The 21,944-nt window shown below is 64.9% G+C and carries 19 protein-coding genes, 2 tRNA genes and 1 pseudogene; 5 read left to right on the top strand and 17 right to left on the bottom strand.

All coding sequences use genetic code 11. The annotated features are described in order from the left end of the window. Nucleotides 1-26: 26 nt before the first annotated feature. Complete coding sequence (locus tag ABMA59_RS21330) at nt 27-1,583, bottom strand: ABC transporter substrate-binding protein (RefSeq protein ID WP_349007405.1); 1,557 nt, start codon at nt 1,581-1,583, stop codon at nt 27-29. A gap of 288 nt (nt 1,584-1,871) precedes the next feature. On the opposite strand from ABMA59_RS21330, the pseudogene ABMA59_RS37250 reads away from it, so the two are divergent. Next, nucleotides 1,872-2,179, top strand: a pseudogene (locus tag ABMA59_RS37250) (IS481 family transposase); the annotation flags it as partial. 37 nt (nt 2,180-2,216) lie between these two features. Here ABMA59_RS37250 and ABMA59_RS21325 read toward each other — a convergent pair. The 8 genes from ABMA59_RS21325 to ABMA59_RS21290 form a co-directional block, all read right to left on the bottom strand. Continuing rightward, nucleotides 2,217-2,292: transfer RNA gene (locus tag ABMA59_RS21325), tRNA-Phe, on the bottom strand. A gap of 204 nt (nt 2,293-2,496) precedes the next feature. Next, a complete protein-coding gene (yacG, locus tag ABMA59_RS21320; RefSeq protein WP_349007404.1) occupies nt 2,497-2,709 on the bottom strand; it encodes a DNA gyrase inhibitor YacG in 213 nt (70 codons plus the stop codon). Beyond that, the gene (locus tag ABMA59_RS21315; protein ID WP_349007403.1) at nt 2,706-3,335 is read right to left on the bottom strand and encodes a Maf-like protein; all 630 of its coding nucleotides are present in this window, start codon (nt 3,333-3,335) and stop codon (nt 2,706-2,708) included. The genes yacG and ABMA59_RS21315 overlap by 4 nt, the downstream gene beginning before the upstream one ends. 25 nt (nt 3,336-3,360) lie before the next feature. After that, nucleotides 3,361-3,579 carry a translation initiation factor IF-1 gene (infA, locus tag ABMA59_RS21310; RefSeq protein WP_308060069.1) on the bottom strand — a complete coding sequence of 73 codons (219 nt, stop codon included), beginning with the start codon at nt 3,577-3,579 and terminating at the stop codon, nt 3,361-3,363. A gap of 115 nt (nt 3,580-3,694) precedes the next feature. After that, entirely contained in the window at nt 3,695-4,090 is a 396-nt protein-coding gene (locus tag ABMA59_RS21305; RefSeq protein ID WP_349007444.1) for an arsenate-mycothiol transferase ArsC, read from the bottom strand. A gap of 38 nt (nt 4,091-4,128) precedes the next feature. After that, the gene (locus ABMA59_RS21300; protein ID WP_349007402.1) at nt 4,129-4,614 is read right to left on the bottom strand and encodes a UPF0262 family protein; all 486 of its coding nucleotides are present in this window, start codon (nt 4,612-4,614) and stop codon (nt 4,129-4,131) included. Between the two features lie 6 nt (nt 4,615-4,620). After that, nucleotides 4,621-5,913, bottom strand: a complete 1,293-nt coding sequence (gene hisD, locus ABMA59_RS21295; RefSeq protein WP_349007401.1) for a histidinol dehydrogenase — start codon at nt 5,911-5,913, stop codon at nt 4,621-4,623. Nucleotides 5,914-5,922: 9 nt separating this feature from the next. Continuing rightward, nucleotides 5,923-6,357, bottom strand: a complete 435-nt coding sequence (locus tag ABMA59_RS21290; RefSeq protein WP_349007400.1) for a DUF2948 family protein — start codon at nt 6,355-6,357, stop codon at nt 5,923-5,925. Between the two features lie 819 nt (nt 6,358-7,176). On the opposite strand from ABMA59_RS21290, the gene htpG reads away from it, so the two are divergent. Then, the gene (htpG, locus tag ABMA59_RS21285) at nt 7,177-9,057 is read left to right on the top strand and encodes a molecular chaperone HtpG (protein WP_349007399.1); all 1,881 of its coding nucleotides are present in this window, start codon (nt 7,177-7,179) and stop codon (nt 9,055-9,057) included. 15 nt (nt 9,058-9,072) lie between these two features. Here htpG and murA read toward each other — a convergent pair whose 3' ends face one another. After that, the gene (murA, locus tag ABMA59_RS21280) at nt 9,073-10,362 is read right to left on the bottom strand and encodes a UDP-N-acetylglucosamine 1-carboxyvinyltransferase (protein ID WP_349007398.1); all 1,290 of its coding nucleotides are present in this window, start codon (nt 10,360-10,362) and stop codon (nt 9,073-9,075) included. Nucleotides 10,363-10,495: 133 nt separating this feature from the next. After that, nucleotides 10,496-10,684: a hypothetical protein gene (locus tag ABMA59_RS21275; protein ID WP_349007397.1), complete on the bottom strand. Its 189-nt coding sequence runs from the start codon at nt 10,682-10,684 to the stop codon at nt 10,496-10,498. Between the two features lie 182 nt (nt 10,685-10,866). Here ABMA59_RS21275 and ABMA59_RS21270 point away from each other — a divergent pair. Next, nucleotides 10,867-10,941 (top strand) — tRNA-Thr (locus ABMA59_RS21270). A gap of 138 nt (nt 10,942-11,079) precedes the next feature. On the opposite strand, the gene ABMA59_RS21265 is transcribed toward ABMA59_RS21270, so the two are convergent. Next, a complete protein-coding gene (locus ABMA59_RS21265) occupies nt 11,080-12,042 on the bottom strand; it encodes a helix-turn-helix domain-containing GNAT family N-acetyltransferase (protein WP_349007396.1) in 963 nt (320 codons plus the stop codon). A gap of 130 nt (nt 12,043-12,172) precedes the next feature. Here ABMA59_RS21265 and ABMA59_RS21260 point away from each other — a divergent pair, with 130 nt between their 5' ends. Beyond that, a complete protein-coding gene (locus ABMA59_RS21260; RefSeq protein ID WP_349007395.1) occupies nt 12,173-12,925 on the top strand; it encodes an SDR family NAD(P)-dependent oxidoreductase in 753 nt (250 codons plus the stop codon). Nucleotides 12,926-12,962: 37 nt separating this feature from the next. Here the strand turns inward: ABMA59_RS21260 and ABMA59_RS21255 are convergent, their stop codons facing one another. From ABMA59_RS21255 to ABMA59_RS21235, 5 genes are all read right to left on the bottom strand, one after another. Next, nucleotides 12,963-14,675, bottom strand: coding sequence for a VWA domain-containing protein (locus ABMA59_RS21255; protein WP_349007394.1), 1,713 nt, complete (start codon nt 14,673-14,675; stop codon nt 12,963-12,965). Nucleotides 14,676-14,747: 72 nt separating this feature from the next. Then, entirely contained in the window at nt 14,748-15,245 is a 498-nt protein-coding gene (locus ABMA59_RS21250) for a GNAT family N-acetyltransferase (RefSeq protein ID WP_425475959.1), read from the bottom strand. Between the two features lie 10 nt (nt 15,246-15,255). Continuing rightward, nucleotides 15,256-16,218 carry a GlxA family transcriptional regulator gene (locus ABMA59_RS21245; protein WP_349007392.1) on the bottom strand — a complete coding sequence of 321 codons (963 nt, stop codon included), beginning with the start codon at nt 16,216-16,218 and terminating at the stop codon, nt 15,256-15,258. Between the two features lie 118 nt (nt 16,219-16,336). Further along, nucleotides 16,337-17,236, bottom strand: coding sequence for a bifunctional methylenetetrahydrofolate dehydrogenase/methenyltetrahydrofolate cyclohydrolase (locus ABMA59_RS21240; protein ID WP_349007391.1), 900 nt, complete (start codon nt 17,234-17,236; stop codon nt 16,337-16,339). A 115-nt stretch (nt 17,237-17,351) separates the two neighbouring features. Then, a complete protein-coding gene (locus ABMA59_RS21235) occupies nt 17,352-20,261 on the bottom strand; it encodes a GNVR domain-containing protein (RefSeq protein WP_349007390.1) in 2,910 nt (969 codons plus the stop codon). A gap of 195 nt (nt 20,262-20,456) precedes the next feature. On the opposite strand from ABMA59_RS21235, the gene ABMA59_RS21230 reads away from it, so the two are divergent. Then, entirely contained in the window at nt 20,457-21,752 is a 1,296-nt protein-coding gene (locus tag ABMA59_RS21230) for a lipopolysaccharide biosynthesis protein (protein ID WP_349007389.1), read from the top strand. Nucleotides 21,753-21,944 lie beyond the last annotated feature (192 nt).

Here is a 21,944-nt window from a genome sequence, read left to right as displayed (position 1 = left end):
GGGCGAGCCTGACCAGCTTCCCGAATTCAGGGTCCCCGGCGAACGGTGGCGAAGTCGATATTGCCGGGTGGGTTCACGGGGCGCAGTCCAAGATCGGTCAAACCCTTGGCGTGGACAACCACGTCATCGACGTCGACAAGCGGGATGACGATGCCGGCATCGAAATACATCTGCCCCGCTCTCTCGTAGAGAGCATCGCGTTCTTTCACGTCAGTCACCTGTCCGGCCTGGTCCACGATGGCATCGGCTTGCGGCAGCGACCGACCAAAAAAGTTGAGAGGAGCGTCCTTGGTGAAGAACGCCTTGGCTTGGCTGTCCGGGTGAGCGGCGTCCGGGCCCGCGATCGTGAGCAGCATATCGGGAGGGTTCGGGTCGTCTTTCAACGTATAAGCAGCGCCAGAGGGCAGCACGTAAGCCGTTGCCTTTACGCCGATCGACGCCAGTTGTGCTATCATCAGGTCGGCGATCCGGGCGTAGCTCGGGGCCGCGCTATGCAGACCAATAACCAAACTGACCGGCCCATGCTTGGCGATCGCGGCTTTCGCTGCCTCGAAGTTCGTCGGGAACTGGATCGGATTCACTGGATCGAGCATCACGTTTGGATAGACCGACCTCGACAGGCTCGCGAACTCTCCAAAGGCGTCTTTGACCCACAGCGCAGGGTTGATCGCTGTCAAAATGGCCTCGCGGATCTCGGCGTGGTCCACCGGCGAATTCGGCTTAACGAAGAGATCGTACGGTATCATGCTGTGCGCGGCAGTGATCTCAAGACCATCCGGCAGGCTGGTGAGTTGCGCGAATGGATAGTTGATCGGCACGGCGTCAATTGCACCCGCCTGCAATTGAAGGATCTGCTGGCTGATATCCGGCACGACCGAAATCTGGATCTGCTGGAAGAAGGGTTTGTCGCTCCAATAGTCATCGTTGCGTTCGAGGCTGTAGCGTTGACCGCGTTTGAATTCAGCAAGTTTGAACGGGCCCGTGCCAATCGCGTGCTCATTGAGCCAGGTCGTCGCGAAGTCTCCATTGTCATGCTCGGCGAGCGCTGCCGGACTGATGATCTTGGGCCCCCATGGACTGGAAAGGACATCGAGGAACGAAGGCTGAGGATGGCCCAGCGTGAGCACTACCGTTGAATCGTCGGGAGCCTTCATCTCCTTCACATTGGCCAGCGAGTAGCTCTGGGTCAGTCCACGATCGCGGCGGCGTTCGAAGGATTTTATGACCGCCGCCGCATTGAACGGCGTGCCGTCGTGGAACTTTACTCCCTCGGCAAGGTGGAACGTGTAGGTGAGGCCGTCGTCGGAAATCTCCCAGTTCCTCGCGAGCAAACCGACAATCTTGGTCGAACCCGGCTCGTATTCGACGAGCCCTTCATAGACGTTGTTGATTGCGCTTATCGCACCGGTCTCAAACCCGTTGTCCGGATCGAAAGTGCCGATATCGGCCACGTAGGGTATGCGAAGCACCTCTTGCGCGTAGACCGGTGCGATCCAGGCCAGCAAACCCAGAATGAGTCCAAGCGCACGCGCTGAGATGCTGTCCTTGCAGGGTCGATGTGTCCGGTATCCGTGAATCTGCATTGACTTCCCGTTGGCCTGATACCGCACTCAAGACTGCAGGAAGGCCACTGCAGTCAATCTTTGCCAACGAGGCATTCCGCGCCCTTATCCACTCAGCGTCTCAGCCATGGCGTCGAGAACGTCTTGCGGCGCTAGGCCATTGATCCGACAGCTAAACGCTGTCGACACGATACCTCAGCCCGTGGACCGCGGTCTATGAGCATCAAGCAGAGGTCGCCCTATTCTCAGGGTATAGATCGTGGGGCTGTCAAACAGGTTTGTGGACGCTTGTGAGCAGGAGGCGATCGTGTGGCTTACTCTGCCGAGCGCTACGGCCCGTCGCCGCGGCCCTACCGGGGACCGCCGGAGCTCGACCACCCCTTCCACACAAGGCAGTCACCGTCACCACCTGCGGGCGCATCCGCTACAATCGCAAGAAGATCAATCTCAGCCAGGTCTTCGCCGGACAGACCGTCGGCATCAAACAGGTCGACGACCGGATCTGGCTGGCCAGCCTCATGGATTATGACCTGGGCTGTTTCGACGATGAGACATGCAGACAGGAACGACTCGACAACCCTTTCGGGCCGAACGTGTTACCTAAGTCTCCGGTATAAAACGTAACCTATGTGTCCAGAATGGACCAATAGCTGGTGGTGCCCAGGGGCGGAATCGAACCACCGACACGCGGATTTTCAGTCCGCTGCTCTACCAACTGAGCTACCTGGGCATCTGTCCCCTAAGCCGGATCTATGCTGGCTCCGCGAGACCGCCGGGGCGAACCGGCGAAAGCGGCTGGGTTATAGCACGGGATTTTTGGCTGTCCAGCACCTGTGACACCGAGAATCGAACTTAGCCGAATTTCCTGTTTCGCTCCGGGCTTGATCGGGAACTGCGTAGGCTGGAGCCGGCGCATGCCAAGGTTTCCGGTCGTTCAGCCGGCACCTTTTTCGTCATTCGGCCCGCCGCCTTCGTCCTCGTCATCGGTCGCCCTGATGACGTAGGCGCCGGTAAGCCAGCGGTTGAGGTCGACATCCTTGCAGCGCGTCGAGCAGAACGGATAGGTGTCGCGCGCGGAGGGACGGCCGCATTCTGGGCACGGGCGTTTAGGCCGGAGCGGCGTGACCTTCCCACCGTCGGCCGTCATCCGCTGCGTCCCGATAGCCAGTTGAAGTGGACGTTGAAGCCGTCGGCGGTCAGCAGCCCGACCGTCTCGTAAAGCGGCAGGCCGACGACGTTGGTGTAGGAGCCCACCATTTTCACGACGAAGCTGCCGGCAAGACCTTGCACGGCATAGGCGCCGGCCTTGCCGCGCCATTCGCCGGAGGCGAGGTAGCTTTCCAGTTCCTCGCGCGAAAGCCGCTTGAAGCGCACTCTGGTCTCGACCAGGCGCTGGCGGATCTTGCCGCCGGGCGTGATCAGGCAGACGCCGGAATAGACGCGGTGCGCCCGGCCCGACAGCAGCTTCAGGCAGTTGGAGGCTTCCTCCGTCATCTCCGCCTTGGGCAGGATGCGGCGCCCCACCGACACCACCGTATCGGCGGCAAGGATGAAGGCGCCTGCAAGATCGGCATCCTCCCGCAGCGCCTCGAACGCCTTCTCGGCCTTGGCGTGCGCCAAGCGCTTAGCCAACGAACGCGGATGCTCGGCACGCTGCGGAGTCTCGTCGACGTCTGCGGGAAAGATGCGATCCGGCTCGATGCCGGCCTGCTGCAGCAGTTCGATCCTGCGCGGGGAACCGGAGGCGAGCACAAGCTTGTGAAGGGTGCTCATCGCCAAGAGCCGTGGGCCGGCCCGGTCACTTGAAGCGGTAGGTGATGCGGCCCTTGGTCAGATCGTAGGGCGTCATTTCGACGAGGACCTTGTCGCCGGTAAGCACGCGGATGCGGTTCTTGCGCATACGGCCGGCCGTATGAGCGATGATCTCGTGTTCGTTTTCGAGTTTCACCCGGAACATGGCGTTCGGGAGCAGTTCTGTGACCATACCCGGAAACTCGAGGACTTCTTCCTTCGGCATTCGCTACCTTTGCTTGGATGGTTGTGTCCGGAACTCTGGTCCGGAGAATTGCGCGGAACCTATATGATTATGGACTCTTTGTGAACACGCATATTCGGTTGTCGGAACCGGATACTCACACGCTGAATCGTGCCGAAATGCGCGCCTTCAGCCGCTCGCGGACGTCACGATAGGCCGCCATGATCTGGTCGCGCGTTCCGGTCACTATGGTCGGGTCGGGCGTCGGCCAGTATTCGACGTCGATCGCCAGCGAGCGTGTCAGTTCCAGCGCCGCGTGATGAGCTTCCGGCGCCAGTGTGACGATCAGGTCGAAATAGTCGTCTTCGAGGTCGTCGAGCGTCTTCGAACGATGGCGTTGTGTCGGCAATCCGTCCTCGGCCAACACCGCGTCGACGAAAGGGTCGGGTTCGCCGCGGCGAATGCCGGCGGACGCGACATAGACGGTCTTGGGAAGCATGCGCCGCGCCTCGGCCTCGGCCATCGGCGAGCGCACCGCGTTCATGCGGCACATGAACAGGATCGACCGGGGGAGGGTGCTCAAATCGCCCCCTAGCCACGCCAATGCAGCACACAGATCAGCGTGAAGAGTCGCCGCGCCGTGTCGAAGTCGAGCTCGATCTTGCCGGTAAGCCGGTCGAGCAGCGTCTGCGAACCGTCGTTGTGGAGGCCGCGCCGCCCCATGTCGATCGCCTCGATCTGGCTGGGCGTCGAGGAGCGGATCGCCTCGTAATAGCTTTCGCAGATCAGGAAATAGTCCTTCACGATGCGGCGGAAGGGGGTCAGCGACAGGATGTGGGTGACGACCGGCGCGCCGGTTTCGCGCGATATGACGAAGACCAGCCGCGAATCGACGAGCGACAGTTTCAGCCGATAGGGACCGCCGCCGGCGTCGCCGGCCGGCTGGAAGCGGTTCTCTTCGATCAGGTCGAAAATGGCGACCGCGCGCTCGTGTTCGATGTCGGGCGTCGAACGTCCGATCGATTCGTCGAGCTCGACGTCGACCAGCCTGGCGTTGGTTCGGCCGGTGCCCGACATCGCCGCCTACATGTTCAGCCGGATGGCGACGGAGCGCGCATGGCCGGGCAGGCCCTCGGCCTCTGCCAGCGCGATCGCCGCCGGCGCGAGAGCCTTCAACTGCTTCGGCCCGAGTTTCAGCACGGAGGTGCGCTTGACGAAGTCGAGCACCGAGAGGCCGGACGAGAAACGGGCGGAACGCGCGGTGGGCAGGACGTGGTTGGAGCCGCCGACATAGTCGCCGATGACTTCCGGCGTATGGCGGCCGATGAATACGGCGCCGGCGTTGCGCATCCTGGCGAAGAACTCCTCGGCACCGTCGAAAGCGAGCTCGACATGCTCGGCGGCGATGCGGTCGACCAGCGGCAAGGCGTCGTCCAGCCGGTCGACGACGATGAGCGCGCCGAAATCGCGCCAGCTCGCGCTTGCATGGTCGCGGCTGGCCAAAGTCTTCAACTGCCCATCGACGGCCCGTTCGACTTCCGCCGCGAAGCCGGAATCGTCGGTGATAAGGATCGACTGTGCGCCCATGCCGTGCTCGGCCTGGGCCAGCAGATCCGAGGCCAGCCATTCTGGATCATTGTGCCTGTCGGCGACGACCAGAACCTCGGACGGTCCGGCGATCGAATCGATGCCGACCTGCCCGAAAACCTGCCGCTTGGCGACCGCGACATAGGCGTTGCCGGGCCCGACGATCTTGGCGACCGGCTGGATCGTTTCGGTGCCGTAGGCAAGGGCGGCAATCGCCTGCGCGCCGCCGACCCGGTAGATTTCGGAGACGCCGGCGATGTCCGCCGCGACAAGCACCAGCGGGTTGATGTCGCCGCCGGTCGGCGGCACGGCGATCACGATGCGCTCGACGCCGGCGACCCTCGCCGGGACGGCGTTCATCAGTACAGAGCTTGGATAGCTGGCGAGACCCCCCGGCACGTAGAGCCCGACCGATTCGACCGCCGTCCAGCGCGAGCCCAGCTCTACGCCGATGGGATCGACATAGCGGTCGTCCTTCGGCATCTGCCTGCCGTGATGGCGTTCGATGCGGTCGCGCGCGAATTTCAGCGCCTCCACCGTTTCCGGATCGGCTTTGGCATAGGCGGCGGCGACATCGTCGGGACGGACACGCAGACCAATCGCGTCGAGGTCGGCGCGGTCGAATTTTTTGGTCAGTTCCTTGAGCACGGCGTCGCCCTCGGCGCGCACCCGGGCGATGATGCCGCGCACCGCCTGGTCGACCTCCGGCGAATCCTCGCGTTTGGCGGTTAGCAGCGCCTGGAAACGCTGCTCGAAATCGGCCTCGGAGGTGCGAAGTGTGATGGCCAAGGCGGATACTCAGGTCTTGTGTTTCGGCCGCGAGGAGGCTTCCCAAGCGCCTCCCAGGTCGGACAGTTTTGCCTCGATGCACTCGACCTCGAGACGCAACATGCCGCCCCCGGAGAAAACCAGCTCGATCGCTCCAGCCGGCGCCTGCGACGGCAGGAACCGCAGGGCGAGCAGCGACAATGTTTCGACCGGCTTGTCGCGAGGCAGGCCGGCCGCCTTCGCCGAATTCACCCGTTCGAAATGCAGCACGCTGTTGCGGCGCTGCGGCTTGTCCGGAAAAAGGCCTGATTGCGTTTCCCAGGCGAAACGGTTCATCGGCATGACGAAGCGTCGATCGCGCGGCAGGAATTTGAGATCGCCCAATCTCATCACCGCGTCCTGCACATGCGCCGAGACGATGTTCAGGTCTTCTTCGTCGAGGGCGACTAGCTTTAGCTGATCCATGGTCCGTCGCAGCGGTTCCGGCAGGGTTTTGCCTAACTATGCGGTCTTGCCGGGGCGCGCAACCGGCGGCGGAGTAGGGAGCGCCCGGGGACAGTTTACCTTCATCCCCTCGCTTGAACATCCGATCGTCGTATCCGGGGATAAAGGTAAACTGTCCCCTGCATGCAACAGCCCCCGTCGCCACGCCCGCTTTCGCGTCTGGCCATTGAGGAGTTCGGGAAGACGGGCGGCCGCAAGCTCGCTCATCTTATTGTTTATTTGCGACCTTCCGGCCGCCCATCCGGCGTCTTTTTATCCGTTCCATTCCCGAAACTACACGATCAGACCCGGCATGCGCCGGCGATATGTATTCACGTTCGAGCCGATGGCGATCATACCCCATCTCGTCCCCGATTGGTGCGGGGATCACAGGAACTCCGGAACGAACTCCGGCCCTCGCGGCCACGTTAGCCGCTACCCTCCGGACACCGATCCCTCCCCGCAAATCACCGTCATGACCGGCGTTCCCGCGGGAGGAACTGGCCACAAGTATGAGGCAGGCTTTCGGGAGGGGGACGAGAATCGTTCGCGGCAACATTCTTGCGTCGGGCCTGAGGAGACTGTTCAAATAAAAACAAGGGTTTGCCGGACAAGCCGGCCCGAATCCGGGAAAATTTTCTTGGTTACGCGAAAGAGTCTTCCCCCCTTTGGGGGTGTTCAAACCGCATTGGGTCACTGTGGATGGCTGCCGATTGCTGATGCGCGCCCCGAGAATCATCTTGAAAATCGCGCACCGGCCCGCCATTTCGTGCGCCGAAGCCGCATTACGGACGGAGAGTCATGATCACCGAAACGACCGAGACCAAAAGCTTCGAGGCCGATGTTTCAAAACTGCTGCACATGATGGTGCATTCGGTCTATTCGGACCGGGACGTTTTCCTGCGCGAGCTGATTTCCAACGCGGCGGATGCCTGCGAAAAGCTGCGCTACGAGGCGATCACCCGGCCAGAACTGCTCGGCGACGATCCGAAGCCGCGCATCGGCATCGCTGCCGATCCGGAGGCGAAGACCCTTGCTGTCGAGGACAACGGCATCGGCATGAGCCGTGACGAGATGGCCGAGGCGCTGGGCACCATCGCGCGTTCCGGCACGCGCGCCTTCATGGAGCGCATCGAGGCCGCGAAGGACGGGGCGCAGTTCGTCGGCCAGTTCGGCGTCGGCTTCTATTCGGCCTTCATGGTTGCCGACCGGGTCGACGTGATCACCCGCCAGGCCGGCAGCGGCGAAGCGTGGCGCTGGTCTTCGGACGGCAAGGGCGAATATGAAATCGGCCCGGTGGCGCTCGACGAGGCACCGAAGCGCGGCACGCGCGTGATCCTGCACTTGATGGAAGACGCGAAAAACTACTCCGAGCGCTACACGCTGGAGCGGCTGGTGAAATCGCAGTCCGGTCACGTGCCGGTGCCGATCTCCATCGTCGAGAAGCCGGGCGAGGAAGCCAAGGAGGTCGCTGACGGCACCGCGCTGTGGACGAAGCCCAAGAGCGAGGTGAAGCCGGAGGAATACACCGACTTCTATCGCAGCGTCGCCGGCCAGTATGACGAGCCGGCCTCCACGATCCATTTCCGCGCCGAGGGGCGGCACGAATACAGCGTGCTCGCCTTTGTGCCGGGTTCGCGGCCCTTCGACCTGTTCGACCAGGATCGCAAGGGGCGCATGAAGCTCTACGTCAAGCGCGTGTTCATCACCGACGACGCCGACCTTTTGCCACGCTACCTGCGCTTCGTGCGCGGCATCGTCGATTCGGCCGACCTGCCGCTCAACGTGTCGCGCGAGATGATCCAGGAAAGCCCGCTGCTGACGGCGATCCGCAAGGGCGTGACCGGCCGCGTGCTCGGCGACCTCGCCAAGCTGGCCGACAACGACGCCGATGCCTATGCGAAAATCTGGGAAAATTTCGGCGTCGTCCTCAAGGAAGGCATTTACGAGGATTATGAGCGCCGCGAGCAGCTTTTGAAGCTGGCACGCTTCAGGTCGACGGCTTCAGGCGAAGGCTGGCGTGGCCTGGCCGATTACGTTTCCGCCATGAAGGAGAAGCAGAAGGCGATCTTCTTCATGACCGGCGACGACCGGGCGCGGCTGGAAGCCTCGCCGCAGCTCGAGGGTTTTCGGGCGCGCGGCCTTGAAGTCCTGCTGCTGACCGATCCGGTCGACAGCTTCTGGGTGATGAACGCGCCGGAATTCGACGGCAAGCCGTTCAAGTCGGTGACCCAGGGCGCCAGCGACCTCTCGGAGGTCCCGCTGCTGGACGAGGCGGCGAAGGCCGATGCGGAGACCGCGCCGGACGTGGCGGAGTTCCTGGCTTTCGTGAAGGCGTCGCTCGGCGACGCGGTGTCGGATGTGAAGGCCTCGGAGCGCCTGACCGAGAGCGCCGTCTGCCTTGTGGCGCCCGATCACGGTCCCGACCGGCAGTTCGAACGGCTGATGAGCGCGGCCGGCCGGCTCGATTCGGCGGCAAAGCCGATCCTGGAGATCAACCCGCGCAACGGCCGCGTCACCGCGCTGGCAAAACTCGGCGACGGCGACAAGGCGTTCAAGGAGGACGTGGCGCATCTGCTCTACGACGAGGCGCGCGTGCTCGACGGCGACAAGCCGGTGGACGCAAAGGCGTTTTCCGAGCGGTTGGCGCGGCTTATTGCGCGGGGTCTGCCGGCGGGGTAAGCGCCGGCGCGCTGCCTACGAGGAGAGGCGCTCGATCACCGCGCCGCAGCCCGACAGCTTCTCCTCGAGCCGCTCGAAACCGCGGTCGAGGTGGTAGACGCGGTTGACGACGGTCTCCCCTTCGGCGGCCAGCCCGGCGATCACCAGCGACACCGAGGCGCGCAGGTCGGTCGCCATGACGGGCGCGCCCTTCAGCGTCTCGACGCCTTCGACCGTCGCCGTCTGGCCCGACAGCGAGATATGGGCGCCGAGGCGGGCCAGTTCCTGCACATGCATGAAGCGGTTCTCGAAAATCGTCTCGGTGATGCGCGAGCGGCCTTTTGCCATGGTCATCAGGCCCATGAACTGCGCCTGCAGGTCGGTCGGGAAGCCGGGGAACGGTTCCGTGGTCACGTCGACCGGATGGATGCCGTGGCCGTTGCGCTTGACGCGGATGCCGGAATTGGTCGGCGTGATCTCGGCGCCGGTCTGCGCAATGACGTCGAGCGCGCTCTGCAGCAGGTCGGGCCGCGCGTTCTCCAAAAGCACGTCGCCGCCGGCCATGGCAACCGCCATGGCATAGGTGCCGGTCTCGATGCGGTCCGGGATGACCTTCTGGCGGGCGCCCGACAGCATCTCGACGCCCTGGATGGTGATGGTCTTGGTGCCCGCGCCGACGATGTTGGCGCCCATGGCGTTCAGGCAGTCGGCGAGGTTGACGATTTCCGGCTCGCGTGCCGCGTTCTCCAGCACCGTCTCGCCGCGCGCCAGCGTGGCCGCCATCATCAGCACATGGGTGGCGCCGACGGAAACTTTCGGGAAGACGAAGCGGTTGCCCTTGAGCCGGTTCTTCGCCTTGGCAAGCACGTAACCGTTCTCGACCTCGATCTTGGCGCCGAGCGCGGCGAGCCCTTCGAGGAAGAGGTCGACCGGGCGCGTGCCGATGGCGCAGCCGCCGGGCAGCGACACCTTCGCCTCGCCCATGCGCGCCACAAGCGGGCCGACGACCCAGAAACTCGCCCGCATCTTGGAAACGAGTTCGTAGGGAGCTGTGGTGTCGACGATGTTGCGCGCCGTGAAGTTGATGGTGCGCGAATAGCCTTCCTGCTGCTTCTCGCGCCGGCCGTTGACGGAGTAGTCGACGCCGTGATTGCCGAGGATGCGGATAAGCTGCTCCACGTCCGCGAGGTGCGGGACGTTTTCCAGCGTCAGCGTGTCGTCGGTCAGCAGCGAGGCGATCATCAACGGCAGGGCGGCGTTCTTGGCGCCGGAGATCGGGATGCGCCCGTTGAGTTCGTTGCCCCCGACCAGTCTGATGCGGTCCATGAAAATCACTTTCCCGGCGAATCACCCGGATTTTGAAGGATAACCCAAAGCGCACGCTGTAAACGATAGCGTTGCGCGGTTCAAGAAATGCCCCTGCGCGGGGCTCCATGGACGCCTTTCAACACGGCTATGCTCATTCGTCGGCTTCCGCCGGCCTGTTCTCCACGCCGCTTTCAGGCTCAGGCGACCGCGGTTGCTTTCCCTCGGCCCCTCTCGACCGCGCCTGCGCCTTGCGGCGGGCGAGGTTGGCGCGCAGTTCGCTGGCGAGCCTTGCGGCGCGCCCGGATTTTCCCTGCACTCTGTCCTGCTTTTCGTCCGCCACGGTCCCCGTCCGGCATCGTCACTGGAACTGGATCAATGTATCTCATCCCGTCCGCGTGTTCGACGGTCCATCAAGGCCGAAAAAATGCGGCCCGCTGATGGCGCCTCGCGGGCGAGACAAAGGCATTCACAGACGCCTTGCGCTTGTCCGCACCATGTGGCAGAAGGCGCCGCATTCGGATAGCTGCCGTAGCTCAGTGGTAGAGCACTCCCTTGGTAAGGGAGAGGTCGAGAGTTCAATCCTCTCTGGCAGCACCATCGCCTCAATCGAGCGGATTTTCAGAACCGGAGCTGGTTGCGGCCTCTGGCGCCAGTGCGTTGAGCGCCCTCGGGGCCTTACGCGGATAGGTGGGGTTCGCCGACGCCCGCTCCCGAAAGCGCAAGCCCCGGGCGGGCTCAGGTTCGCGCCAAGCGTCGAAAACGTTGTTCGGTTACCTCTCTGCCCCACTGATCGCCAACAAGTTCCTCGGCCAGCGTGAAACCGAAATCCTCGTAGAGCTTTCGCGCCGCGTCGAGGCCGCGTAAGGTCCAGAGGTCGACGTGGCCGAATTCCTGACGGTCGCAGAAGGCGACGGCTTGCGACAGGAGACGGCGCCCGATGCCCAGCCCGCGCACGGCATCGTCCATGATGAACCAGCGCAGATGGCCGATGCCAGGCCCGAAATCCTCGCCGTCGACGGCGACGGTGCCGACGATCTCGCCGCCGCGCAGCGCCGCCCAGAGGCCGTTCATCGGCCTATCCAGCCTCGCCGAGAACTCGGCGATGCCGCTGGCCACCTTCGCTTCGAAGAACCGCCCGAAACCGTAAGGCTCGGCGTAGTAGCGCCCGTGCATCTCGGCGACGCGACCGATGACACCCGGCACATAACCCGAGACGATTTCGATTTCCGCCGGCGCGGGCGGGCCCCTCTCTGCCTGGCGCGCGGTCGCCAGCGCGCCGGCATAGGCGTCGAGCCCGGCAACGACGATGCGCCGCTGGTCGTGCGACAGATGGCTGAAGGCCCCCTCGACCTGGCCGCGGCCGAAACGGTCGATCCGCCGCAGCATGTCGCGGCCGTGGGCGGTCAGCGACAGGATTTTCGAGCGCGCATCGTGCGGATTTTCGCGCTCCTCGATCTCGCCGGACTCGACCAGCTTGCGCAGCATGCGGCTGACGCTCGACTTTTCCAAATTGAGGGTGTCGCCGAGCGCTGCCGCCGTCAGGCTTTCGCGGGCGCCGATCTCGATCAGCGCATGTACCGCGGAAATCGGCAGGCCGGTGGCGCCCACCGTCGGTTTCATGAAACCCAGTTCGCGGACAACCCGGCGCGAGGCGTCGCGCACCTTTTCGATCTGTGGCCGGTCTTGTCGACGATCCATGAAGGCTTTCCTTTTTAGAATATAGTTGTATCATACAACTTAATTTCCGCAAGACGTCGTCATACCGACTGGAGATACGAGAATGGCCGCAGCGTTGAAAACCTCGCCGGAGCCTCCCGTTCAAAACAGGATGGCAAGCAAAATCTGCCTGGTGACGGGCGGCGGCAGCGGCATCGGCCGCGCGGCGGCAAAACTCATGGCCGGGGAGGGTGCGGCGGCTGTGATCGTGGCGGGCCGGCGTGTCGCGGAAGGCGAGGCTGCCGCCAGTGCCTGCCGGGCGGCCGGAGCCGAAAGCCTGTTCGTGCGGGCCGATGTCACCGACGAGGAGGATGTTTCTATGCTGGTGGCGACCGCGCTGCAACGCTTCGGGCGGATCGACGTGGCCTTCAACAATGCCGGCCATCAGGAGACGCGCAAGCCGATCGAGGAGCAGACCGGCGAGACCTTCGACGCCGTCTTCGATGCCAATGTCCGCTCGGTGTTCCTGTGCCTGCGCCATCAGATTCCGGCGATGGCAGCGCAGGGCGGGGGCAGCATCGTCGTCAACGCCTCGGTCAGCGGCGTGCGCAATCCCAATCCGGGCTTCTCGATCTATTCAGCCTCGAAGGCCGCCGTGATCTCCCTCGTGCGTTCGGCGGCGATGGAGTGTGCGCCGCGGGGCGTGCGCGTCAACGCGGTCGCGCCGGGACGGGTGGTCACCGACATGATGATCGCCGCGGTCGGCGGCGTGAGCGGGCTCGACGCCGTGGCCGCCGGCCTGCCGCTGCGCCGCATGGGCCGGCCGGAAGAGGTCGCGGAGGCGGCGGTGTGGCTGGCGTCGGATCGGTCCGCCTATGTCGTCGGCCATGTGCTGGCGGCGGACGGCGGTTTTCTCAGCGCGTGACCGGCGCGCCGAGGGGAGGGACATTATCGGGGAACGATCAGCCGGGCCGCTGCCTCGCCACCGTCACCTCGGAACGCTCCCCGGCCTTCACCGTCACGCTCGTCTCGGATTTCCGGTCGGTTTCCGGATATCCGGCCGAGATGAGATAGTCGCCCGCCGGCAGGGTCGTCAGCTCGCTGCCGCCATAACCTTTGCCGAAGGATTTCCGGTTGCCCTGGGCGTCCTTGGCCGCGGCGAATATCTCGATCTCGTTGGCCCCGGGCGCCGAGACGGACAGCGTGCCCGCGTCGAGGACGATCGTCACGTCCGACGATTCGCCGGCCTTGATGCTTGCCGAAATCTCGGCTTCCGCCCGGTCGAGCCGCGCAACCACCCTGTAGTCGCCGGGCGGCAGGTCGTAGCTGCTTTCCGAGCCGTAGCCGTAGCCGGCCTCGTCGTCCGAACCGCCCGCCTTGAAGACGCTGACCGCCAGTCCGGACTCGCCGATCTTTTCGCCGCCGGCCTTGTAGAGGGCGTTGACCCGCATCTGCCCGACCGCCACCACGACTTCCTTCTCGACGGTCTGGCCGGCCGCAAGCTGGATGGTCTCGCTGGTCTCGCCGCCGCCGATCTTGACGGTCACTTTCTGCTCGCCCGCCGGCAGGACGGCCTTGGCTTCGCCGTAGTAGGTCGCGGGAAAAGGCGCGCCGGGATAGTCGATGATGATCGATGCGGCGCTGTTGACCTCGCCGCCGGCGCTTGCCAGCGGCCGGACGACCAAAATGCCGGCATTGAGCACATAGGTCGGCTGATAGGTCTTGCCGGCCTCGACCTTGAGCGGCTGCTCGACCGCCACCTCGCCCAGCGATGCATGCACGATGTAGTCGCCGGGCTTCAGATTGCCCTTGTAGGGGTTGAACTCGATGCCGATGCGCTCGCCCTTGCTGCCGTCGGAATTCGCCGCGTAGATCTCGTAGGATGGGCTGGCATCGGTCAACCGCGCGGCGCCTTCGGCCATGACGATGGACGGCATGAAGTTGAATTCCGGCTCCCCGGAGGCCGCGGCCGGCGCCGCTTCTAGTGCCGGCGTGTCAGCCGGTTCCGGCTGCGCCGCGGCAACGGGGACGGGCGGGGTCGGCTCCGGCACGGCAACGATTGCCCGGAACAGGGCCTCCCTGAGTTGCGAGGCATCGCCCGCCTGAATGAACCTGCCGCCGGTCGTTTCGGCGAGGCACGCGACCTCACGGCCCTGTTCCGCCGTCAGCCCCAGTCCGACGACATTGACCGTCAGATCGGCGCCGCTCTGCTCCAGTTCACGGCCCAGCGCGCAGGGATCGGCCTTGCAGCTATCCGTGCCGTCGGTGAGCAGCACGACGGTCGCCTTGTCCTCGGTGTATTTCAGGTCCTCCGCAGCCTTGCGCACCGCCGCCGTCAGCGGCGTCTTGCCGACGAATTTCAACTGGTCGGCGGCGGACGTGATCGCACCCGCCGATCCGGCGGCGGGCGGAACAAGCAATTCGATGTCCTCGCAACTCGCCTTGTCGCGGTGCCCATAGGCCATCAGGCCGACTTGGCGATCGGTGGGAAGCGTCTGCAGCGCGTCCCGCAGCGCCTCGCGGGCAATCATCTGCTTCGGCCGGCCATCGATCTGGCCCCACATGGAGCCGGAAGCGTCGAGCACGATCATGGCGCGCTCGGCTGCGAGGCTCGGCATCGCCGCCGCGGCCAGGAAGGACAGCGGCAGCAGGGCGCGTGCGAAGCTGAAAATCATCGGTCCCTCGCGATTCGGTCGGCGGACCACGTGTTTAGTCCGCCGCCCCTGCAACTGGAAGCGGCCTGTCCGTTACAATCCGGTTGTGTCGAGAAAACGATGCATGACATAGGCATCGACCAGGCCGAGCCTCGGATGCTCGAAACCCGCCGGGATCGTGCCGACGATGGCGAAGCCCAGCCGCTGCCACAAAGCCACGGCGCGTGTGTTGGACGACAGCACGAAGTTGAACTGCATGGCCCGAAACCCGCATGCCGCCGCATGGCGCAGCGAATGTTCGCACATCGCCGTCGCCACGCCCTTGCCGGCGGCGCTGCCGGCGGTCACGTAGCCGCAATTGGCGACATGCGCACCGCCGCCGCGCTGGTTGGCCTGCAGGTAATAGGTCCCGCAAACCGCGCCATCGGCTTCGGCCACGAACACTTCGTGTCCCGGCATGAACCAGTAGGCGAGAGCCTCGCCGCGCGTCCAGTCGCGCGGCAGGGCATAGGTCTCGCCGGCCCGCAGCACCGGCTCCAGCATGTCCCAGATCGCACCGGCGTCCGCATCCCCGGCAGATCGAACCGTCAGCATATCCGCCTCAATACGTCGTCCGCCGTTCCTCGCTGGGCGGCCGGCCGAACTGCAGCCGATAGCTTTGCGCGAAATATGAATGCGAGGTGAAACCGGTGGCGATCGCCACGTCGAGGATCGGCATGTTGGTCTGGCGCAGCAATTCGCGCGCGCGCTCGAGCCTGAGGCGCATGTAATAGCGCCCCGGCGTCACCGTGAGATGCCGCAAAAACAGCCGCTCGACCTGCCGTACCGACAGGCCCGCCGACTTGGCGAGCTCCACGGCCGAAAACGGCTCGTCGAGATTGTCGGCCATCAGCTCGACGATCTTCTTGAGCTTCTCCGACTTGCCGGTGAGGTCCCGCTCCGGCCCGACGCGCTGGCGGTCGCCGGCCGAGCGGATGCGCTCGTGCTGGAACTGGTTGGCTACGCCGTTGGCGATGTTGACGCCATGGTCGCGGCGTACGATTTCCAGCATCAGGTCGATGGAGGTCGTCCCGCCGGCGCAGGTGTAGCGCTTGCGGTCGATCTCGTAAACGTTGCCGGTGCAGTCGATCTCCGGGAATTTTTCCATGAAGCCGGCGCGGTTTTCCCAGTGGATGGTGCAGCGGTGGCCTTCCAACTGCCCCGCCTCGGCAAGGATGTGGGAGCCGACCGACAGCGCGCCCAGCGCGGCGCCCCGCCGCCCGAGGCTGCGCAGCGCGCCCAGCACCTTGCTCTTGCCCGGAAATTCGGTGGTCAGCCCGACGCAGATGAACAGGATGTCGACCGGCGGCAGGTCGGCGACACTGTAGTCGATCTTCAGCGGCAGGCCGTTCGACGCCATGACGGCGTCGCCGTCGGCCGAGACCGTCGTCCAGCCGTAGAAATCGCGGCCGAGCAGGCGGTTGGCCGAGCGAAAGGCGTCGATGGCCGCGGCGAGCGAAAACATCGAGAACTTGTCGACCAGCAGGAAGCCGAACTGCCTGCCGGTTTGCGCTTCTTCGATCATGGCCGGTTTTTCTATCGGAACGCCGTTGCGGCGCAAGGGAGCGAGTAGGGAATAGCGAATAGCGAATAGGGCAGGAACCGAAAAACCCTATTCGCTACTCCCTACTCGCTATTCGCTTCTAGAATGACGGCCTCGCAAGCCCCTCGCGCAGATACGCCGACACCAGCGTGTTGGCCATCAGCAGCGCAATCGTCATCGGGCCGACGCCGCCGGGCACCGGCGTGATCGCCCCGGCATTCTTCGACGCCTCGGCATAAGCGACGTCGCCGACGAGGCGGCTCTTGCCTTCGCCTTTGTCGGGCGCAGGCACACGGTTGATGCCGACATCTATGACCGTCGCGCCGGGCTTCACCCAGTCGCCCTTGATCATCTCCGGCCGGCCGACGGCTGCGACTAATATGTCGGCGGTGCGCGCCAGCGCCGGCAGGTCCTTGGTGCGGCTATGCGCGATGGTGACGGTGCAGTTGGCGGCGAGCAGCAAGTTTGCCATCGGCTTGCCGACGATGTTCGAACGCCCGACCACCACCGCGTTCAGCCCGGACAGGTCCTTGCCGCGCACCCGCTCGATCAGCAGCATCGAGCCGGCCGGCGTGCAAGGCACGAAGGCAGTCTCCAGCTCGCCGGTGCCGAGCTTGCCGACATTGACGAAATTGAATCCGTCTACGTCCTTGTCCGGCGCGATGGTCTGGATGATGCGGCCCGAATCGATGTGTCCCGGCAGCGGCAGTTGCACCAATATGCCGTGGATCGCCGGGTCGGCATTGAGCGTCTCGATGAGCTTGACCAGTTCGGCCTCGCCTGTCTCGGCCGGCAGCGTATGTTGGACGGAATGAAAGCCGCATTCCTTGGCCTTCTTGCCCTTGGAGGCTACATACACCTGGCTGGCCGGGTCCTCGCCGACGATCACCACCGCCAGGCCCGGCACGATGCCCCGCCCCGCCTTCAACTCGGCCGCGAGGTCCTTTACCCGCGCAACCACATCCTCCGCCACGGCCTTGCCGTCGATGATTTCTGCCATGACTGGTCCCCCGGGCATCTGTGTCGGGTCGGCATAGTCATCAAAATTCAGGCGCACAATCCCGCCAGAGCGTCGCAGTCTGACGCAAACCCGTCACGGCGGTGGATTTGGCTTGTCAGAAGTAGCGTCGGCGCGAGCGCGACTCGGCCAGTTCGCGGATGGCGTCGCGGAACTCGCGCAGGCTGGCACGGATCTCCTCGATCGGCGATTCCTCGGCAGGCGCGTTCTGCAGGCTCTCGGCGATCGGCCGCTGCGGGTTCACCGGCTGTTGCTGCTGCGGCGCGTAGGCCTGCGGATGCCCCGGCATCGGCTGCACATAGGGCTGCGGCACCGGAGCAGGCGGAAACGGCTGCGGCTGCCAATAGCCCGGCGCGGGCTGGCCGTAATACTGCTGCTGCGCCGGCAGAGGCTGGGCATAACCGTAAGGCTGCGCATAGCCCGGCTGCGGCATCGGCTGCTGCGGATAGGGTGGATAATAGGTCTGCTGCGGCGAATAGCCGGACGGCTGCGCGGGCTGCGGCTGGCCATAGGCCGACGGCGCCATGGGCTGCTGAGCAGCGTAGCCGGCGGGCGGCATCGGCTGCTGCGGATAGGCGGCCTGCGGCATCGCCGGCTGCGCCTGCCCCGGCGTTGCATAGGGATGCGCGGCGGGCGGCTGGCTCGGATCGAACGGCGGCGTATGCATGGCGAACGGATGTTGCATGGCGGTGTCCTTGGGGTTTTCGGACGGGTGGGTGTGTTGCTGGGAAGCCGAGGCGCTGGGCTCGGGCGCGAATTCGGGATTCTGGATGCTGGTGGCTTCCGCCATGCGGTCGGCGGTGGCTTCGGCAGGCGTTTCATCGGCATTCGCCGCGCCGCCGTCGTCCTGATCGAACATCGTGGCAGCCGGCCGGCGGGGCAGGCGCCAGGCGAGCTTCGGCGGTTTGCCGCGCACCCTGTCGCGCAGGCTGTCCACGGTGCCGCGCACGCCGCCGATGCCGATGCCGGCCATCAAGCCGAGCAGCATGCCGGCAAGCGCAATCGTGCTGCGCGACGGCGGATTCGATTCCAGCGGCGGGTAGGCTTTCGAGATGACGCTGATATTGGCGCTGTTGATGCCCTGCTGTTCGCCGGTCTCGCGGGCGCGCAGCAGATAGGCTTCGTAGACGGCGCGTTTCGCGGTCACGTCGCGTTCCAGCTCGCGCAGGGACACCATCTTGTCGCTCAGGCTGCCCTGCTTGACCTTGAGCTGGGCCAGGCGCGAGGACAGTTCCTGCTCCAGTTGCACCGCCCGCTTGAGATCGGTCTGGATCGAAGCGATGATCCGTCTCAGTTCGGCCTCGATCAGGCCGCGCGAGCCGGCCAGTTGCGCCTGCAGCGCCAGAAGCTGCGGATGGCGTGGCCCCAGCCGCACCGCCAGCCGGTCCGATTCGCCTTTGAGCGCCGAATATTGGGCCCGCAGTTCCTGCATCGAAGGCGACGCCAATTCCTCCGGCAGCGAACCGGCCAGCACCGCATCGGCGCTGACGCCGCGGGTCGACGCGGCCCGTGCGTTCAGTTCCAGCGTGCGCGCCCGCGCGATGGCGAGCTGTTCATTCAGCTTGACGATGTCGTCGTCGGAGATCAGCCGCCCCTGCGCGTCTATCAGATCGTTCTCCGCCCGGTAGGTCTCGACCTTGCGCTCCGCCGCCTCGACGCCCTTGCGCAGTTCGTCGAGTTTCGAAGACAGTTCGGTCGCCGCCCGGCCCGCCGTGTCCGACTGCAACTGGCCGTAGCTTTGCAGGAACACGTCGGCCATGGTGTTGGCGATCAGCGCGGACTTGTCCGGGCTTTGCGTCGTCGCGCTGACGACGATGACAAAGGTCTTGCCGCCGCGCTCGACCGACAGCGCCCGCCCGAGATTCATCGCTGCCAGCGCGTAGCGGCGGTTCGGGTCGTCTTCGCCGTCCTTGGCGCGGAACACCGAAAGGATAGGCGACAGCATGCCCTTGAGGCCGGAGGCCGGCCCCTGGCCGTTGAATTCCGGATCGTCGGCCAGATGGAGTTCGTTCACCACCTTGGAGATGACGGTGCCGGAGGTGAGGATACGGACCTGGTTCTCGACGATGGCCAGCGTCGCCTCGTTGGAAATGCCGGATTGCGTCAGTTCGCGGTCTACGAGATTGAGGTCGCGCGGATCTGCCAGCAGTTCCGTGGACGCCTCGAATTTTTTCGGCGTGTTCAACGCGATCAGCACGCCGAGCATGGCGCCGGCGATCGTTGTCGCCGCGATGATCCATTTCGAGCGGATGACGCCGGCGACCACCGTGCCGGGATCGATCAGCGGATTCCACAAGCCGCCATTGCCGTTGGGCGCGGAGGCCTGAACCGTCGGTTCGCGATAGGTTGGCTCGCGATAGGTTGGCTCGCGAAGGGCTGGGCGGCGCGGCGGTTCCGGCTCGTCCCACATCGATCCGCCTGTCTCTTGCTCACGCGGCGTCGGCGCGGGTTGGGGCGCCTCGCCGCGGGGCTCCGCCGCTTCCATGTCATCGGCCGACGGCGTGAAACGTTCGCGATAGGCTGGACGGCTTCGCGGGGAGGGCTGGTCGAATATCGATTCGCCAACGTCCTCGGCCCGCGACTGCGACGCCGGGGCAGTCGCTTTGCGGCCATGCTCGGCGTCGGCTCTCTCCTCGGCTGCCGGGGGCAACCGATCGTCGACGGTCTCGCGCGCGACCGAGGCCGCGCTTGCTTCCCGCGCGTCCGCCGGCTGGGGCTCGGATTCCGGCAGGGGTCCATGCCGGCTCTCCGCCACCCAGGCATCCGGAGCAGCGCGGAGAGCGTGCAACAGCGGCGTCTCGCGCGCAACCCTGCGCGAGCGCGCGAGACGGTGCCGCGCCGCGGCGTCATTGGCCGCCTGGGCGCCGGCACCCGTCTCCGAGCGCACCTCCGCCAGCGCCCTCGCCAGCCGCGACGGCGCTGGCGCCGGCTCGTCACGCAGCGCGTCTCCGAGCGACAGCAGAGACCGCTCGCGCTCTACCGTATCTTGGTCGTCGGGGTGCAGCATAAAGGCGCGCTTTTCCGCTCGGCCGGCAAGGGGTGGTTATCGATCCGTTAAGCCACCCTAAAGGGACATGGAAAACAAATCGTTAATTCCCGGCAACCGTCAATGGCAAATGGTTGAACTTCATACAACTCTTGGTCATCGCCGCTTCCATATCCCGGAACCGCGGATTAATGATTCCGCATTAGTGTCCGCATCATGGCCGACCCCGCCGATAGCGCGCGAAATCACCCGTTTTCGCGATTGATAGCGCTCATCTCCGAGCGCCGCCACCTGTTGCGCGACTATATGGCGGCAGTGAGCGGCGCCGGCGGTCGTTTGGTCTTCTCACTTGCCTATTTCATCTTCCTCGCCAACACGCTTTCCCTCGCCGATTTCGGCGTGTTCGCCACCGCTTCGGCCGCGGGCGTCATGTTGTCGCGTATCCTGGGTTTCGGTTTCATATCGGCGCTCTACAGGGTCGCGACGATCCGGCCACGGCTGATAGGCACCTTCACCGGCGGCTTCATCCTGCTTTCGGCGCTATCGCTGCCAGTGCTGGCGCTGGCAGCGTGGATCACCTTCGCGCTGTTCTTCGGCGGCCTGCTGGAGGTGCATGTGTTCGCCGCGGTCATCATCGCCGAAGCCCTTCTCTGGCGGCCGGTCGAACTGGCGATCATCGTCAACAACGGCCTCGGCGCATTTGCAAAAGCCTCGCTGCTCACCATACTCGGCACGGCCATGCGGGCGGTGGCGGCCGGCGTCTTCATGCTGCAGGCCGATGTCTCGCTGGCGAACTGGTCGCTCTATTACCTCGCCGCCAACGCCATCGTCTTCGTGATCGCTTTCGGCCGCTTCTATCCGCGCCAGCGCATAAAATTCCGGCCGCGCCTTTATTGGCGAAAGCTCGCCGATTCGATCTACGTCGCCGGCGCGGAGGTGCTGTTCTACCTGCAGATGGAGTTCGACAAATTCGTCGTGCTCGCCGTGGGCGGCGCGCATCTCGCCGGCATCTATGCCGTCATCATGCGCCTCGTCGACCTGACCGCGATCCCGATCCGCACGTTCACGATGATGCTGGTGCAGCGCATGATGCGGACGCCGGCGATGCTGTCCAGCCTGAAACTCCGCGCCGGCATCGAACTCGGCATCTTCGCGGTATCGACCGCAGCCCTCTGCACGCTGGCGCTGGTGCTGTATTTCTTCCCGAACGCGCTCGGCCGCAACATCGCCCAGGCCGCCGGCCTGGTCATCCTGGCGCTGACCATCCCCGGCGCGCGCAACCTAGTCGAATACCAGGCCGAACTTCTGTTTGCCCGAGGCCAGACGGCGGTGCGCGCCATCAACCTCGCCTTGCTGGCGGCGGCCAAGGCGGTCTTGCTCGCGCTTCTCCTGGCCCATACGACCGAGGCGGCCGATCTGATCTGGTCGCTAAATGCCGTCTTCGCGGTCCTCTATCTCGTCTCGGCCGCGCTCACCTATTCGGCCTTGCGCATGCCGGCGAAGAAGATCTGACCGGCTGCGTTCGACCGGCCTGGCATCCACAGCCATGGGATCAGCCCACGGCATAGCAAGACGCCTTGCCGGCAGCCCAAAACCGCGAAAACAGCCGTCGCGTCATGTTAGTGAGGGGTGCGCGTCAGCCCAAAGCCCCGGATTGGCACGCCATTTTCCGACAAGTGTATGATTTCATTTCATATTCGGAAC

This window comes from Mesorhizobium yinganensis (genome assembly GCF_040081985.1).
Classification (GTDB): Bacteria; Pseudomonadota; Alphaproteobacteria; order Rhizobiales; family Rhizobiaceae; genus Kumtagia; species Kumtagia yinganensis.
Note: the sequence above shows the minus strand (reverse complement) of the source record. Positions and strands in the feature narration are given on the sequence as shown.